Below are 15,330 nucleotides of genomic sequence, written 5' to 3'. Positions count from 1 at the left end.
CTGCTACCCCTGCCTCTATCGCTTCAGCACCCGCTGGCGGTTAAGCACACCGCCCGTGGTCTCTACTTGCAACAGGTATACGCCCGTGGGCAGGTGGCCGGCTTCTGTCCGCAGATGCCCTGTACCGTCTACCGGCTCCACTGACCAGCTTCCTCGCCGACGGCCCTGCACATCCACCAGATGTACCTGTGCCCGACTGCTCAGGCCCCGCACCTCAACCGACAGCACCTGCTCCACCGGATTGGGCGCTACCACCACCTGCACCGCTTCGGCACTGACCGGCAGACTATAGGCCTCGCGGGCATTCTTGCCGCTAGGGTCGTGGATGACAATGGACCCTCCGCCGATGGTCGTCGTCGGGTCGGCGGTGTCACCGGCGCCGTGCTGGTTGTCGTAAACGGTCTGGCCGCTGCTGACCTGCCAGATTTTGATGCGGAAGCGGTCGGGGCCTTTGATTTTGTTGAGGTCACCGTCGGTGGCTGTCAGCATGAAGCCGTAGCCGTTCTGGCCGTTTACGCTGCCGGTGCCCTTATACTGGGCCTTGCTGCCGGCTACCACCAGCCATTCATAAGCGGTACTGCGGAAGTCCAGCCCACCGGCCTTGAACTTAAACTCAGTGTTGCCCGAGGGTATGCTCTGCCCCTTCTGGTACTTAGCCTCAAAGCCGAAGTTGGCTTTGCCGCCCACCTGCATGAAGGGGAGACTGCTGACCACCGGCGAATCAATCCAGCCCCCGCCGGTGACAAAGCCGGCCGACGGGTCATACACCACCACATACTGCGGGGCCATCACGGTCGCACTGCTCAGCCCACAGTCATTGCCGATGCGCACACTGATGGTATAGACGCCCGGCCCGGTATAGGTATGTGACTGGGGAGTCGACGGATTACTCACGATCTGGTTCACCGTGGCATCGCCCCAGGTGATGGTAGCGGAGGTGACGTTGGTCGCGGCATAACTGATAGTCAGCGTAACCGGCGTAGAGATGGCCACCGGGTCCACCGGCGTTTGAACGGCTGTCAGCACCGGGCTGGTACAGGTGGGTCCCTGGTACTCGACGGCACCCATATCAATGCGGTCGCTCACGATACGGGGATTACTGGCCAGATCGGTAGCCGGGCCACCCACGGCCGTATAGCCGGCTACATCGCCGGTGTTGATGGCCGGCGACCCGGCGGCCAGTTCTACACTACCGGCAGCGGCAAAGGGCGAGGTGGCCGTGGTAAGATTGCCCGGCCCGCTGATGTCTACGCCGGTGGTGTTGTCCAGCAGGCTGTAGCGAGCGGTTATAGTGGCACCGCTGAGGTTGTAAAACGTATTATTTCCGCCATTGTTCCACAGCACACAGTTAACAAGGGTTACGTTCAAATAGTCCCAGTTGTAGAAAGCCCCACCCGTATTGGTAGCCGAATTGCCCACCAGACTACAGTTGGTCAAGACGGGGCTGCTGGATAAGTTATAGAAGGCCCCGCCATTTTGGGTAGCCGAATTACCCACCAGACTACAGTTGGTCAGCACGGGAGTGCTGGAAGAGTTAAAGAAGGCCCCGCCAATGGTAGCCGAATTGCCCACCAGACTACAGTTGGTGAGCGCGGGGCTGCTATTGGTATGGTTGTAGACGGCCCCGCCAAGGGAAGCCAAATTGCCTTGCAGCCTACAGTTGGTTAACACGGAGCTGTTAAAGGTATTGTTGTAGACAGCCCCGCCCTGGTAAGTAGCCGAATTGCCCACCAGACTACAGTTGGTTAACACGGGGCTGCTATTGATATGGTTGTAGATGGCCCCGCCCTGGTAAGTAGCCGAATTGCCTTGTAGCCTACAGTTTGCCAAGGTGGGGCTGCTGTCAATGTTGTAGATGGCCCCGCCCTGTCCGTATTGACCAGTAGCCGAATTGCCTACCAGACTACAGTTGGCCAGCACGGGGCTGCAGCTAACGTTATAGACGGCCCCGCCCTGAGTAGCCGAATTGCCCACCAGACTACAGTTGGTCAGGGTGGGGCTACTGCCCAGGTTGATGATGGCCCCACCGTATTGGTTGCCCCCCCCATTGGCGTTGCCGCCGGTGAGCACAAAGCCATTCAGCACGGCCGTGTTGTTCAGATTGGTCCCGGTAGGATGGTAGAAGAGGTGGTAGCTGTTACCGGCCAGGGTGCCGTCGTTGTCAATATCTCCACTCAGTGTGGTGCTGCTCGGGTTGCCGGCTACCGGGTTTATGGCCGGGCGGTCGGCCAGCGTAGGGTCACCCGTGTCGGGAAAGCCCCCCAGAATTTGTACGCCGTTTTTCATCCGGAAACTGGCGGTGCGGTCGGTGGTGCTGGTGGTAGGCTTGTACACGCCGGCCGCTACCCACACCTGGTCGCCGGCGCTGCTGGCGGTAATCATGGCCTGCAAATCGCCACTGGCAGTGGCCCAACTGCTGCCGTCGCCGGTGCCCCCGGCTTTGACGTAACGGGTGGTCTGGGCAAAAGACGCGCCGACGCTAAACAGCATCAGCCATAAAGAAAGGTAAAAACTGGTTTTCATATGCATCGGTGATTAAGGGTTGTTTATGGGTAGTAAGAGGGTATCCTGCGCCGGGTCGGGCATAAACAGCCAGCCGGCATCGATGCGTTTATCGGCGTCGAAATGGTAGCACAGGTGAATGGGCCGGCTGGTCTGGTGCCCGTCGGCATAGCGCACATGGGCCTGGCAGTAGGAGACCACATACACCCCGGCGCGGCCCATCAGCGGCAGGGGGTGCAGGGTCTGCACGGGCAGGTGGGTGAGGCCGCTGAGCCGGATGGTCTGGATACCGGCCCGGTGCTGCCAGTGTTTCCAGCCGACCAGCACGGCGGCTTTACCCCGCCAGCCGGCAGGCTGCCCGGCCAGTTGGTACTCGACGCGGTCGGCCAGCAGACCGGCCCAGGTCAGCGTATCGAAGTCGGCCTGGCAGGTGAGGGCCTTCTGGGCCAGTACCAGGTATTCGGTGGGCGCAATGCTCAGATCGGCGGTGGAGGTAGGCGGCTCGCGGCAGCCCAGCAGGCTCAGCCAGCAGCTTAGAAAAAGGGTTTTCATGACCAGGTAGTTTAGCTGGTCAAAACTCGCCGGTCAGCGCCCAAAAGCCGTGGTATATTGGGGCAAAAAGGTGTAGTATTGGTGCAGGCCGTGTATTATTTGGTCAACTTATCGGTTTCCAGGCCCGCCTGCCGCAGCACGGCCTGAAACCGGGGCTGCCGGTGCAGGAACCGGAACAGGATAGACACCTTGAGGTAGTTGGGCAGCCGGCCGGTTTCGGCTCCGCGTTCGAGATAGGTCAGGCAACTGTCGGCGTTGCCCAGCCCGGCGTACACCATGGCCCGGTGCGCATACTGGTCGGGCATAGGGGGCAGGCTGTCGAGCAGGGCCCTGGCTTCCTGGGGCCGGCCCAGCCGGGCGCTGCAGTACGCCATCATGACCGGGTAGACCGTGGTAGCGGGGTTGAGCTGTCGGCATTTGGCAAACTCGGCTCGGGCTTTGGCGTATTGCTGCCGGTGGAGGTAATAGTAGCCGGTAGCCCAGTACCAGGCGGCCACCTGGCTGTGCAGGCGGCTGCCTTCGGCAATGGCCTGCCGGGCTTCGGCGAAGCGGTTCGCGTAGGTCAGGTTACCAATGTGGCCGATGAGAATAACCGGATGGAGGGGGTCCAGCCCGAGGGCTTGGGTGCTGTAGCGCACGGCTTCATCGACCTGCCCCAGCGACCGGAGCGTAATGCTGTACCAGTAATTGATCTGCGCATCGTTAGGCGCATAGCGCAGGGCAATCTGGTAGGAAGTAACGGCCTGTTCCCATTTATTCTGCACCCGGTACAGATTAGCCAGCACAGCGTAGGCCATGCCGTTGCGGGGATTGAGCCGGATGGCCGTCAGCGCGTTAGTTTCGGCCGGTTTCTGGTGGGGGTCCGATGGGCCGTAGCCTTCGGTCATGAACAGAAAGTGAGTGAGTGCTTTGGCGGCATACGCGTCGGCAAAGGTGCTGTCGAGCGCAATGGCCCGGTCGAAGTTGACCAGACTACCCGTTAAGCCGGCTTCGGTCCGGGGCAGCAGCAGGTACTGCCCTTTCAGGTATTCGTTATAGGCATCATGGTTGTGGGTGGGGGGTTGCGTCAGGCGCTGCGCGGTAGTCTGGCTGAGTTGCCGGTTCAGCGCGTCGGCTACGGCGCGGGCGGTTCCGCTTATAAAGCTGAAGATGTCTTTCTCCGGCCCTTCGTAAGTGTGGCTCCACAGGGTCTGATTTTCGGCCGCCAGCACCAGCTCCACCGACAGCCGGACCCGGTTATTCCACTGCCGCACCTGCCCGGTGAGCAGGTAGGTCACACCAAGTTCGCCGGCAATCTGCGCCGGTGATCTGCGGGTTTGGGCGTACTGGACGGTCGACGTCCGCGAAATAACCTTCAGCCCCTCGACCAGCGTCAGCAACTGGTGCGTCTGCTCCATCACCCCCTCACTGAAGTACTGACTTTGGGCATCGCCGGTGTTCTGAAACGGCAGCACGGCCAGGGCTACGGGCTGGGCTGGCTGGTCTGTGCCAACGTGCCGGCTCACGTACCAGCCAATCAGCGCCAGCAGCACCAGGAGCAATCCAGACGCGCCCGCTATCTGCATAGCGGTCATTCGCCGGCGGGGAGTAGGGACTGCGGAGGGCTCAGCCGGGGGCAACGGAGCCGGTTCGGCTGAGCCGCCCAACGGCGGCACGGGCTCAGCGACCGGTTCGGCAACACGGCTTAGCTGTGCACTGGACTCCGCCGACTGCTTGCGGTACTCGCTGGGCGAGCAGCCAAACGTTTCGGCAAAATAGCGGCTGAGGTCCTGAGAGGTACTGAAGCCGGACTGGTCGGCTATTTCGGCCACGCGCAGGGCGGTAGTTTCGAGCAGGTGCCGGGCCTTGAGCAGGCGCCGGTGCCGGATATAAAGCGTGGGCGAAAAGCCGGTCTGTTGTTTAATGAGCCGGAACAATCCGGAACGGCTCAACCCCAGTTCAGCGCACAGATCATCAATCGAATAGTCCGACTGGTCGATATGCTGATCAATAATCTGATTGAGCCGCTCCAGGAGCGATGCATCAACGGTATTCATGGGGCGGGCCTTACTGCGTTACACCCTGAAAATAGCACAAATTAAGCCGGATTAACAATAGATTTATTCTGAAAGCGTACTGGGGCAGGGAATAGCCGGGATGGCATAATTATCATGCCATCCCTTCGGGATTCCCCTCGCCCCCCTGCTATCCCTGCCAAGCGTCAGAACCAGTCCTGGATCATCTGAGAGGGTTTCTGGTTTTTCAGCTTTTGAGCCAGATCGGGCGGCAGTTTGGGAAAGAAGGTTATACCCGTCCGGCGCTCGATTTCGCTTACGGGCACCACAAAGTCCTGCAGCGGCCGGTCAGAGCCTTCGTTGGGCAGCAGAAACCCAATTATCCGGATGCTGGGATTATTGGCGTAGAGCAACACCTTATAATAATATTCCGGCACGGCAATCCGGTTCTGTTTGCCGATCGTTGGCAGACCTGGTTTCAGTACCGGACCCGTCACCACGTACAAGCCCTTGTCGCGCACAGCCCAGTTGCGTACCTGCTCTTCCAGTTCTTTCCAGATGCCCCGGTTGAAGGCCGGGGCCTGCGGACTCATATTGCTCATATAAAACGACTCACGCATCATTCGCTGGGAGAACTTAAAATCGCCGGCCGGTGCCAGGTGGCCCCGGTCGTATCCCGAGCGGCTGTAGTCAGAAGGCGTAGCTGAACCTGTTGCCACTTCCGGGTCGGGCATGAAATCATTACCCCGCTCGGCATCGCCCGATACTTCGTACGCCAGCAGCGGATACGCCACCCAATCGGCCTGCTCGTATTTTTCCTGATAGCGTAGGGTATACCCGTCGTGCCGGATGATCTGGTCCGATCCTTTAAAGGCCGGCAGAATAAAATCAACTTCTTTTTCAAACGCAAACCGGGTACCCGGCATCGACGTGTTGGCCGAACCTGGTGAAGCACCGTCCGATGCCGTTTTATCTGCGGATCGACGGGAGCGTCGCGTCCGGCTCTTACGCTTCTCCGGTACCGAGCGGTCGTCGGTAGCCTCATCCGTAGCTACATCTTCAGTAGGTTCGGGGGCTTGGTAGGGGTTGTTTTCCGCCCGCCCGGGTTTCGACGACCGGATGCCGACCAGGCCTTTTAAGTCATTCCAGAAATCGACTACGGGCTCGGTACGGCCCCCGTAGTGCAGGAACAGGCCAATCAGGAAAAAGACGAACAGCAGCACCAGCGTATTGCCGCGCAGCCGGAAACCCCGCTGGTAATAGCAACGGGAAGATCGGTTAAAAGGGCGAAAAAACATGCGGTAAAACTACGAACTAATGCATGATTTTTCGCTGTTGAAGGGGTATGTCCTTAGATATTGCGGTGATTGGCGGTGGGGCCGCCGGTTTTTTCGGGGCCATCACGGCCGCCGAGACGTTCCCCGACGCGAACGTCGTTGTGCTGGAAAAAAATCGTACGGTTCTCAATAAAGTACGCATCTCAGGTGGCGGACGCTGTAACGTCACGCACGCCTGTTTTGACAACCGGCTGCTGGTTAAACATTATCCACGCGGGGAGCGCTGGCTGCGACCATTGCTTAACCAGTTTGATGCGGCTGCCACGGTGCGCTGGTTCGAAAGCCGGGGCGTTCCGCTGAAGACCGAAGCCGACGGCCGGATGTTTCCTACTACCAACTCCTCCGAAACCATTATCGACTGCCTGATGCGAACGGCCCACCGACTGCACATTGATATCCGGACCAGTTGTGGAGTTGCTCAGCTTTTGCCGGAAGGACAACGCTACAGATTAAGATTGAGCAATGGCGACACGCTGTACGCCGACCGCGTCCTGGTCGCTACGGGCGGATACCCACAATTGCATTCCTACCAATGGTTGCCGGAGCAGTCGGAGTCGCTGATTGACCCGGTACCATCGCTGTTTACGTTCAATGTACCCGATAGCCCGCTGCTGCCGCTGGCGGGGGTAGCCGTGCCGGATGCGCGGGTGCAGATTGCCGGTACCAAACAGGAACAGCGCGGACCGCTCCTGCTTACGCACTGGGGGTTCAGCGGGCCCGCCGTGCTGAAGCTATCGGCCTGGGCCGCCCGCGACCTGGCAAATGTCAACTACCAATTCACGCTGCGCATACACTGGGTTCCGACATACAACGAAAACCAGGTCCGCGACACCTTACAGGCATTCCGGCAGCAGCACGCCAAAAAGCAGGTCTCTTCGCAGGCCGCCTTTGGCCTGCCCGCCCGGCTCTGGAAAGCCCTGGCCAGCCTTTCAGACATACCGGAAAGTCAGCGCTGGGCCGACCTGCCGGCCAAAAACGTCAACCGGCTGATTGAGCGGATCACCAACAGCACGTTTACGGTAACCGGCAAAAGCACCTTTAAGGAGGAGTTTGTGACCTGTGGCGGCATTGCCCTGGGCAGCCTGAACCCGCAGACCCTCGAAAGCCGCCGGCACAAAGGGCTGTTCTTCGCCGGCGAAGTGCTGGACGTCGACGGCATCACCGGTGGCTTTAACTTCCAGAATGCCTGGACCACCGGTTACCTGGCCGGGAAGCATATTGGGCTGTAAAATATCCCGGAATGCAATTCCGGCTTTGTCTTGTAAATGCCTGGTGATTAATATTGCCAGCTAAAACCGGAACTGCTTTCCGGGGTATTTTCATTAAAAGCCGGAATCGCATTCCGGGGTATGTCAATCCTATGCTCGAACAGATACAGGAAGCCGCCGAGTTTATTCAACGCTCCATGCCGTCACAACCAACCATCGGAATCATTCTGGGTACGGGTTTGGGCGCACTGGCGCAGGAAGTGGATGTAGAGATTGCGCTGCCCTACTCCATGATTCCCCATTTTATGACCTCTACCGTTGAGTTTCACAACGGCAAGCTAATTTTAGGCACGCTGGCGGGTAAGTCGGTGGTGGTGATGCAGGGGCGCTTTCACTATTACGAGGGGTACTCCATGCAGCAGATCACATTTCCGGTGCGGGTCATGCACGCGCTGGGTATCCGGACGCTGCTGGTTTCCAACGCAGCCGGGGGTATGAACCCGGCCTTTCAGTTGAGCGACCTGATGGTGATCGAAGACCACATCAGCCTGCTGCTGCCGTCGAACCCCCTCATCGGCCACCAACCGCCCGAATTGGGCGATCGATTTCCCGACATGAGCGAGCCCTACAGCCCCAAGCTGATCGATTTGGCCTTTGCCATTGCCAACGAAACGGGCATTTCACTGCAAAAAGGGGTATACATAAGCGTAACCGGCCCGCAACTGGAGACCAAAGCCGAATACCGGATGCTGCGCCAGTGGGGGGCCGACGCGGTGGGTATGTCGACGGTACCCGAAGTGATGGTCGCGCACCAGATGGGCATGGAGGTATTCGGCGTATCGGTAATTACGGATATGGGTATTCCGGAGACGCTCGAAAAAGCCGATATTCAAAAGATCCTGGCAGCCGCCGGAGCCGCTGAACCCAAACTGGCGACGCTGACCAGAGAGATGGTCAAACGATTATAAGTTGGTTGGCAATGCCGGGTTAATCCTTTTGACTGTACACACCATAATATTGAGGATTTACGTTTGCGTTATCCTTTTAACCTCAAACTAGTCCTCCTCGTCTAAAAACCGCCGGTATGCCCGGTTCAGTTCATCGAAGGTTTTCTGATTTTGCTGGTCGCGGGCCAGTTCAAGGCCCCGCTGGTAAAGCATACCGGCCTTGGATCGATTATCCATTTCCTCATAGAGTTCGGCGGCCGGATAGTACGTAGGCAGGTAATCGGGATGTTCAGTTAATAACTTTTCGATGTAATGCAGCGCCTGACCGGGGTCTTCGGTCCGGTATTCCATCGCCAGGGCGTAAACATTAAACGGATCTCCGGGTTGTTCCTGTACAAAACGAAGTAATTGCTGGATGCGGTCGTTGTTCATTTCAGGAGAAAAAATAGTATGCATGCATACATTTTTTAAATTGACGTGTTAATTTAGCCGCCACATAGATCCAAACAATTTTTCATCCTTCAATTCCCGAAAAAGTATGAAAATTTTAGTGTGCGTGACCAGCGTGCCCGACACGACGACCAAAATCACCTTCACCGACAACAATACCAAACTCAACAAAGCGGGGGTACAGTACATTACCGGCCCCTACGACGACTACGCCCTGGCGCGAGCCGTCGAGCTAAAGGAACAACTGGGTGCTACCATCACCGTCCTGAACGTAGGCGAAGCAGATGCCGAACCGGTAATCCGGAAGTGCCTGGCTATTGGAGCCGACGATGCCATCCGGGTCAACGCCGAGCCGGCGGACGCGTATTTTGTAGCGGAGAACATTGCCGCCATCGCCAACGAAAACAATTATGATCTGATCATGATGGGCCGCGAATCGATCGACTACAACGGCGGTCAGGTACACGGCATAGTGGGTGAGATGCTGGGCATTCCGTCGATTTCGCCGGTGATGCGGCTGGATATTAATGGCAATACGGCGAAGATCGTCCGCGAAATTGAAGGCGGTCACGAAGATCTGGAAGCCAGCCTGCCGCTGGTATTGGGCTGCCAGGAGCCGATTGCCGAATGGAAGATTCCTAACATGCGCGGCATCATGACCGCCCGTACCAAGCCGCTGAAGGTGGTGCAACCCGTGAGCCAGGAAACGCTGACCCAGGTAGCCGCCTACGAAATGCCGGCTCCACGGGGTGCCTGCAAAATGATTCCTGCCGACCAGGCCGAAACGCTGATCCAACTCCTCCGCACGGAAGCGAAAGTAATTTAGAGTTGTAAGTCAATAGTCGTTAGTCGATAGGACAAAAACATTCGGCTAGCGGCAAACCTACTAACGACTATCCACTAACTCCTAACGACTAAACACATGTCTGTTCTGATATTCGCCGAGCTTGATGAAGGCAAGCTGAGAAAGTCCTCGCAGGAGGCAATTTATTACGGTGCCAAAGTCGCCGATATGATGGATACCTCGGCCACGGTCATTGTGCTGGGGGAAGCCGACGAGAGTGAACTGGCCACGGCCGGTCGCTTCGGGGCTAAAAAGGTCTTGCATGCCAACAACGCCCGGCTGAACGAAGCTAACGGTATGGCCTATGCCACCGTAGTAGCCGAAGCTGCCAACCGGGAAGGTGCTGAGGTCATTGTGCTGGCTAAATCAGCCCTGGGCGATGCGATGGCCGCCCGGCTGGCCGGTAAGCTGAAAGCCGGACTGGCTGCCAACGTGGTTGACCTGCCGGAGCTGTCGAACGGCTTCCGGGTTAAGCGCAGCATCTACACCAGCAAGGCCTTTGCCTTTACCGAGCTGAAAGCCGGCACGAAGATACTGGCCATCAAAAAAAATACCATTGAGCCGCAGGAGACCGAGGCAACGGCAACGGTAGAACCTTTCCAGCCGACGCTGAACGACAGCGACTTTGTGCTAAAGGTAACAAACACCGAAAAAGCCACCGGCGAGGTGCTGCTACCTGATGCCGACCTGGTCGTTTCGGCCGGTCGCGGACTGAAAGGGCCCGAAAACTGGGGAATTGTCGAAGATCTGGCCAAGGCACTGGGGGCAGCAACCGCCTGCTCCAAACCGGTTTCAGACCTGGACTGGCGGCCTCACCATGAGCACGTTGGGCAAACCGGCATCAAAATCAGCCCGAATTTGTATATTGCTGCCGGAATATCAGGAGCGATTCAGCACCTGGCCGGCGTAAACTCCTCGAAGGTAATTGTTGTTATTAACAAGGATCCTGAGGCACCGTTCTTCAAATCGGCCGATTACGGCATTGTCGGCGATGTGTTCGACATTCTGCCGAGGCTGACCAAAGCGGCACAGGCGTTGTGATTTGGGTTGTTTGACTGTTTGGTTCCGGTTGCATGACCAACTTTTGTGGCGCAGATTGTTGTATAATAAAATTATGAACAAACGCGGCAGAGAACCGTCAAACTTTCAACAACCAAACAGTCAAACTATTAAATTTGCGCTGTGGAGAAGATCAAGTTAGAAATATTAGGCCTGTCGCCCAGCCAGTCGCAGTCGGGGTCGTTTGCGCTGGTGCTGGGAGAAGAATACGGCAATCGCCGGCTTCCGATCATCATCGGGATGTTTGAAGCCCAGGCTATTGCGATTGAAATTGAAAAAATCGTGCCGAACCGGCCCATGACCCACGATCTGTTTAAGCAGTTCGCGAAGAACTTTAACTTCACGGTACGCGAGATCGTCATCTCCGACCTCCGCGAGGGCATCTTCTTCGCCCGTATCGTGTGCAGCGACGGCGTTCGGGAATCGGTGGTGGATGCCCGTCCGTCGGATGCCATTGCCATCGGTATCCGGTTCAACGTGCCGATCTACACCTACGAATCTATTCTGTCGGAAGCCGGCATAACCGCCAGCGTATCCGACGAAGATGAGGAGCAGGAAGAACTGGTCCAGAAATCAGGCCGGACACCCCGCGCCCTATCGGATCAGTTGAAAGATATGACCGTCGACGAGCTGCATCGGATGCTGGAAGAAGCCCTCTCGAAAGAAGAATACGAGCGGGCGGCAAAAATCAGGGACGAGTTAAGTCGCAGAAATTAACAATTTTGTACCATTGGCCCTGGAAACAGGGCTTTTTTGTGGCTTTATGGCGCATATAAACAGAAAGACATACTAATCCATCAACCTAAACGTTTCCTGAGCAACGTTAGGTGATACTACTAACAGCCGTAAACTCCTTATTTCCTTTATACCTATTATGTCCATGAAACGCAGCCTTACTCTCTTCTTTGTGCTTCTGTTGGCCGTATCGGCTTGTAAACTGAAAAATGGTAGAGAAGATGTAGACCCGCGCGAGCAATACGTAGGCACTTTTGCCGGCGGCTACCAGGCCGTTATCCGGATTGGTAGCAGTGAGCTGGACCCGGAGTCGGGAAATGCAACCATTACGGTTGCCAAAGGGGCCAATCCTAAAGAAATTGCGCTTGACCTGGTAATGGGCCAGGTGACCGAACGACTAACGGCTGAGGTAAACGGGGCTGATTTCACTATTATCGACAAAAAGCAGGATCGGTTTTCCATCAACAATACTGTGATTGAAGGGCAGTACTCGGCCACCGGTAAATTTGTCAACGCCAACGAAATTGTTATTCAAACGCAGGCCGGCGCTGTCCGGGGTGGAGTTCAGTACGTAAAAAGCGGCTCCATTTCCGGAACCCGTAAGTAGTCTGTTTCCTCGTAACTGCATATCAGGCCACGCCCATGGGCGTGGCCTTTCTGTTTTCTGCACAACCAGCCTGACCGTTCACGAACAACTATTCTTTCTCAGGCATTATCTATTGACTATCAGGGTATTTATCCTCAACTTGTTTTTTGTTAGGCGGGATCTTGTACAGGTCCCGACCTATAACCCGCTTAGCACCTTCCATTCCATGAACTCTACGCTTCAACCGACCGCCCTTACTGAACACGTACCCCAGCCCGTTACCCGCACCGAACGGGTGCAGACCATCGACCTGATCCGGGGTTTTGCCCTGCTCGGTATTCTGATGATGAACATTCCGGGTTTTGGCTTTCCCTACACCCGGTTCCCTCTTATTTACGGAACACCCGGCTCTACAGATTTTTACACCGCCATGGGCATTGATACCGCTTTTTCCGGAACCATGCGGGCGCTGTTTTCCATGCTTTTTGGGGCTGGCATGCTGCTGTTTATGGCCAAAAAAGAAGATCTGGCCAGTGGTCATTCCGTAGTCGACTTCTATTACCGCCGACTGCTGTGGCTGGTTCTCTTTGGGGTTATTAACGCCTATGTGCTGCTCTGGCCGGGAGATATTTTATACGCTTACGGCCTGTGCGGTTTGCTGCTGTATCCGTTCCGGAAGCTCAGGCCGGCTTACCTGCTGATTGGGATGATGCTGTGCATGATTCTGCCGGTCTTGCGCAACATTCAGAACACGGTAGAAACGAAACAAAAGCGAACCACGTATTGGGAAGCAGTTAAAGCCGAAGAACAGAAAAAAAAGCTGACCGATGAGCAGAAGAAAGCCAAAGAAGAATGGGAGAACCAGTTGAAATGGACCAAATTTGATACGAAGAAGGATGCGGAGATTGTCAGGAAAATGCAGTTGGGCTACGGGCAGGTGTTTGCCAAGCTGATGCCCCGTAACAGCAATATTGAGTCGAGGGGCATGTATTATGGCTTCTGGGACATGCTGGGCATGATGTTTCTGGGCATGGCGCTGCTGAAACTGGGATTTTTTACCAACAAATTACCCACCTCTACCTATTGGCTCACCCTGGGGCTAGGGTATAGCATAGGCTTGTTGCTGGGCAATATTCAGTTTTACGATCAGGTCGCCTACATTCTTGATCCGGGAGCCTATGTCGATACCCACTTCTTCTCGGTATTTGATCTGTATGACCTTCGGCGGGGGGCTACCGCCATTGGCCACGCGAGTCTGCTGCTGCTGGTGTACCGCTCGGGCGTAGTGCCCTGGCTGATGAAAGCCCTGGCCAATGTAGGGCAGATGGCCTTTACCAACTACCTGATGCAGTCCATTATCTGTACGTTGATCTTTTACGGCTACGGCTTTGGGTATTATGGCAAGCTGGCCTTTCACCAACTGTACTACGTGGTAGCCGGCGTGTGGGTGTTTCAGATCCTCTTCAGTGCTGTCTGGCTGCGGTACTTCCGCTTTGGGCCGTTTGAGTGGCTCTGGCGCTCGCTCACCTACTGGAAACGCCAGCCCATGCGGCTGCAATCGGAACCAGTACCGGCAGCACCGCAAACGGCGCTTTTCTGATAAAAAGTCACTTTTAAAACCCAACAAACTAGTCTCCTGTGGAAACTACTCTGTCTGCCACTGACCCCTCCGGCACCGAAAATACTGCCATGCCGACTACCCTGCCCCAGCCCGTTACCCGCACCGAACGGGTGCAGACCATCGACCTGATCCGGGGATTTGCCCTGCTCGGTATTTTGCTGATGAATATCTTTTTCTTTGGCTTGCCGTATATGTACCAGGCTACCTTGTTGACGCTCCCCCCCGAATCGACCGACTTCAGGACGAATATGGTAGTCTCTACCATTTTTGAGGGTACCATGCGGGCGTTGTTTTCTATGCTCTTCGGAGCGGGTGTTTTACTATTCCTGGCCAAGAAGGAAGTACCCGACAGCCCCTATACTGTAGCCGACTTCTACTACCGCCGGGTACTGTGGCTGGTTGTATTTGGTCTGTTTAACGCTTTTATTCTACTTTGGCCGGGAGATATTCTGTACGCCTATGGCTTATGTGGCCTGTTTCTGTTCCCTTTTCGACAGCTACGACCCACGGGTCTGGTGATAGCCGCCTTTGTTTGTATCGCTGTCCTGTTTGGCAAAGATGTGATGAAAGCACTGGAAACAAAGGCTAACCGCGAGGGATACCTCAAGGCAGTGCAACTCGAAAAGCAAAAGAAAACCCTGACCGACGAGCAGAAACAAGCCAAAGAAGCCTGGCAGGCCACCGAGAAACGAACAAAACCGGATAAAAAGCAGGAAGACGAGTTTATCAAAAAGATGCGCAGCGATTACGGCACGATTTTCCTGACGCTTCAGCCGTTTAACGTTAAGTTTGAATCGACGGAGTTCTACCAATCGCTGTTTTGGGATGCGCTGGCTATGATGTTCCTGGGTATGGCTTTGTTTAAACTTGGCTTTTTCTCCAACCAGTTTTCCACCCGCACCTACGCCCTGACGCTGCTGGCCGGCTATGGACTAGGCCTGACGCTGGGCTACCTGGCCTTTCTGGACGCGGTAGCCTGGCACCAGAATCCGGGCAAGGTGGTCGACAGCGGTTCCTTTTCGTTCCAGGCCCTGTACCAGATTCGGCGGGCGCTCACCGCCGTGGGCCACGCGAGTTTGTTGCTGCTGGTGTACCGTTCGGGCGTGGTGCCCTGGCTGATGAAAGCTCTGGCCAATGTAGGGCAGATGGCCTTTACCAACTACCTGATGCAGTCCATTATCTGTACGCTGATCTTCTACGGCTACGGCCTGGGGTATTACGGCCGGCTGGCGTATCATCAACTCTTTTACGTAGTGGCGGGGGTGTGGCTCTTTCAGATTCTCTTCAGTGCTGTCTGGCTACAGTACTTCCGCTTTGGGCCGTTTGAGTGGCTCTGGCGCTCGCTCACTTACTGGAAACGGCAGCCTATGCGGCTCCGGCCGGCCCAGACAAGCTTACCGGAAGCCGCTGCGTAACAACAGGGCCGGTTCGGCTCTACCTGCTATTTTCATGCTGGTGGTGTGCGGTGAATAACGCCATTTGGCTGTATATTCAC

Annotated in this window: 13 protein-coding genes; 8 read left to right on the top strand and 5 right to left on the bottom strand. The window is 56.2% G+C overall.

The features are described from left to right. Positions 1-15 precede the first annotated feature (15 nt). The 4 genes from ABD931_RS02505 to ABD931_RS02490 all read right to left on the bottom strand — a co-directional run bounded on the left by ABD931_RS02505 (position 16) and on the right by ABD931_RS02490 (position 6,346). Positions 16-2,523 (bottom strand): choice-of-anchor Q domain-containing protein, encoded by a 2,508-nt coding sequence (locus ABD931_RS02505; RefSeq protein WP_345263610.1) that lies wholly within the window; start codon positions 2,521-2,523, stop codon positions 16-18. 12 nt (positions 2,524-2,535) lie between these two features. Next, positions 2,536-3,054: a hypothetical protein gene (locus ABD931_RS02500; RefSeq protein WP_345263608.1), complete on the bottom strand. Its 519-nt coding sequence runs from the start codon at positions 3,052-3,054 to the stop codon at positions 2,536-2,538. Positions 3,055-3,149: 95 nt separating this feature from the next. Beyond that, the gene (locus ABD931_RS02495; protein WP_345263606.1) at positions 3,150-5,090 is read right to left on the bottom strand and encodes a helix-turn-helix domain-containing protein; all 1,941 of its coding nucleotides are present in this window, start codon (positions 5,088-5,090) and stop codon (positions 3,150-3,152) included. Between the two features lie 164 nt (positions 5,091-5,254). Further along, positions 5,255-6,346 carry a DNA/RNA non-specific endonuclease gene (locus ABD931_RS02490; RefSeq protein WP_345263604.1) on the bottom strand — a complete coding sequence of 364 codons (1,092 nt, stop codon included), beginning with the start codon at positions 6,344-6,346 and terminating at the stop codon, positions 5,255-5,257. Between the two features lie 47 nt (positions 6,347-6,393). Between ABD931_RS02490 and ABD931_RS02485 the strand changes: the two genes are divergently transcribed. Together ABD931_RS02485 and ABD931_RS02480 are read left to right on the top strand one after the other, a co-directional pair. Then, on the top strand, positions 6,394-7,614 hold the full coding sequence (locus tag ABD931_RS02485) for a BaiN/RdsA family NAD(P)/FAD-dependent oxidoreductase (RefSeq protein WP_345263602.1): 1,221 nt from the start codon (positions 6,394-6,396) through the stop codon (positions 7,612-7,614). Between the two features lie 131 nt (positions 7,615-7,745). Beyond that, complete coding sequence (locus ABD931_RS02480; protein ID WP_345263600.1) at positions 7,746-8,561, top strand: purine-nucleoside phosphorylase; 816 nt, start codon at positions 7,746-7,748, stop codon at positions 8,559-8,561. Between the two features lie 87 nt (positions 8,562-8,648). Here ABD931_RS02480 and ABD931_RS02475 read toward each other — a convergent pair whose 3' ends face one another. Beyond that, positions 8,649-8,996 (bottom strand): tetratricopeptide repeat protein, encoded by a 348-nt coding sequence (locus ABD931_RS02475; RefSeq protein WP_345263598.1) that lies wholly within the window; start codon positions 8,994-8,996, stop codon positions 8,649-8,651. 82 nt (positions 8,997-9,078) lie between these two features. On the opposite strand from ABD931_RS02475, the gene ABD931_RS02470 reads away from it, so the two are divergent. The 6 genes from ABD931_RS02470 to ABD931_RS02445 all read left to right on the top strand — a co-directional run bounded on the left by ABD931_RS02470 (position 9,079) and on the right by ABD931_RS02445 (position 15,250). Next, complete coding sequence (locus tag ABD931_RS02470; protein ID WP_345263596.1) at positions 9,079-9,816, top strand: electron transfer flavoprotein subunit beta/FixA family protein; 738 nt, start codon at positions 9,079-9,081, stop codon at positions 9,814-9,816. A 96-nt stretch (positions 9,817-9,912) separates the two neighbouring features. After that, positions 9,913-10,875, top strand: a complete 963-nt coding sequence (locus ABD931_RS02465; RefSeq protein WP_345263594.1) for an electron transfer flavoprotein subunit alpha/FixB family protein — start codon at positions 9,913-9,915, stop codon at positions 10,873-10,875. 141 nt (positions 10,876-11,016) lie between these two features. Continuing rightward, positions 11,017-11,610 (top strand): bifunctional nuclease domain-containing protein, encoded by a 594-nt coding sequence (locus ABD931_RS02460; protein WP_345263592.1) that lies wholly within the window; start codon positions 11,017-11,019, stop codon positions 11,608-11,610. Positions 11,611-11,773: 163 nt separating this feature from the next. Next, positions 11,774-12,235, top strand: a complete 462-nt coding sequence (locus tag ABD931_RS02455; protein WP_345263590.1) for a hypothetical protein — start codon at positions 11,774-11,776, stop codon at positions 12,233-12,235. A gap of 205 nt (positions 12,236-12,440) precedes the next feature. Further along, on the top strand, positions 12,441-13,814 hold the full coding sequence (locus ABD931_RS02450; RefSeq protein WP_345263588.1) for a DUF418 domain-containing protein: 1,374 nt from the start codon (positions 12,441-12,443) through the stop codon (positions 13,812-13,814). A 38-nt stretch (positions 13,815-13,852) separates the two neighbouring features. Beyond that, positions 13,853-15,250 carry a DUF418 domain-containing protein gene (locus tag ABD931_RS02445; RefSeq protein WP_345263586.1) on the top strand — a complete coding sequence of 466 codons (1,398 nt, stop codon included), beginning with the start codon at positions 13,853-13,855 and terminating at the stop codon, positions 15,248-15,250. Positions 15,251-15,330: the final 80 nt, after the last annotated feature.

This window comes from Nibrella viscosa (assembly GCF_039541875.1).
Classification (GTDB): Bacteria; Bacteroidota; Bacteroidia; order Cytophagales; family Spirosomataceae; genus Nibrella; species Nibrella viscosa.
The sequence above is the reverse complement of the archived record's forward strand: the minus strand, read 5'-3'. Positions and strand labels throughout refer to the sequence as shown.

Excerpts from the sequence above, each read along its gene's own strand:
- ABD931_RS02450 (WP_345263588.1), top strand. The coding sequence starts at position 12,441 with ATGAACTCTACGCTTCAACCGACCGCCCTTACTGAACACGTACCCCAG.
- ABD931_RS02490 (WP_345263604.1), bottom strand. The coding sequence starts at position 6,346 with ATGTTTTTTCGCCCTTTTAACCGATCTTCCCGTTGCTATTACCAGCGG.
- ABD931_RS02495 (WP_345263606.1), bottom strand. The coding sequence starts at position 5,090 with ATGAATACCGTTGATGCATCGCTCCTGGAGCGGCTCAATCAGATTATT.
- ABD931_RS02500 (WP_345263608.1), bottom strand. The coding sequence starts at position 3,054 with ATGAAAACCCTTTTTCTAAGCTGCTGGCTGAGCCTGCTGGGCTGCCGC.
- ABD931_RS02470 (WP_345263596.1), top strand. The coding sequence starts at position 9,079 with ATGAAAATTTTAGTGTGCGTGACCAGCGTGCCCGACACGACGACCAAA.
- ABD931_RS02485 (WP_345263602.1), top strand. The coding sequence starts at position 6,394 with ATGTCCTTAGATATTGCGGTGATTGGCGGTGGGGCCGCCGGTTTTTTC.
- ABD931_RS02505 (WP_345263610.1), bottom strand. The coding sequence starts at position 2,523 with ATGAAAACCAGTTTTTACCTTTCTTTATGGCTGATGCTGTTTAGCGTC.
- ABD931_RS02475 (WP_345263598.1), bottom strand. The coding sequence starts at position 8,996 with ATGCATACTATTTTTTCTCCTGAAATGAACAACGACCGCATCCAGCAA.
- ABD931_RS02480 (WP_345263600.1), top strand. The coding sequence starts at position 7,746 with ATGCTCGAACAGATACAGGAAGCCGCCGAGTTTATTCAACGCTCCATG.
- ABD931_RS02455 (WP_345263590.1), top strand. The coding sequence starts at position 11,774 with ATGAAACGCAGCCTTACTCTCTTCTTTGTGCTTCTGTTGGCCGTATCG.
- ABD931_RS02465 (WP_345263594.1), top strand. The coding sequence starts at position 9,913 with ATGTCTGTTCTGATATTCGCCGAGCTTGATGAAGGCAAGCTGAGAAAG.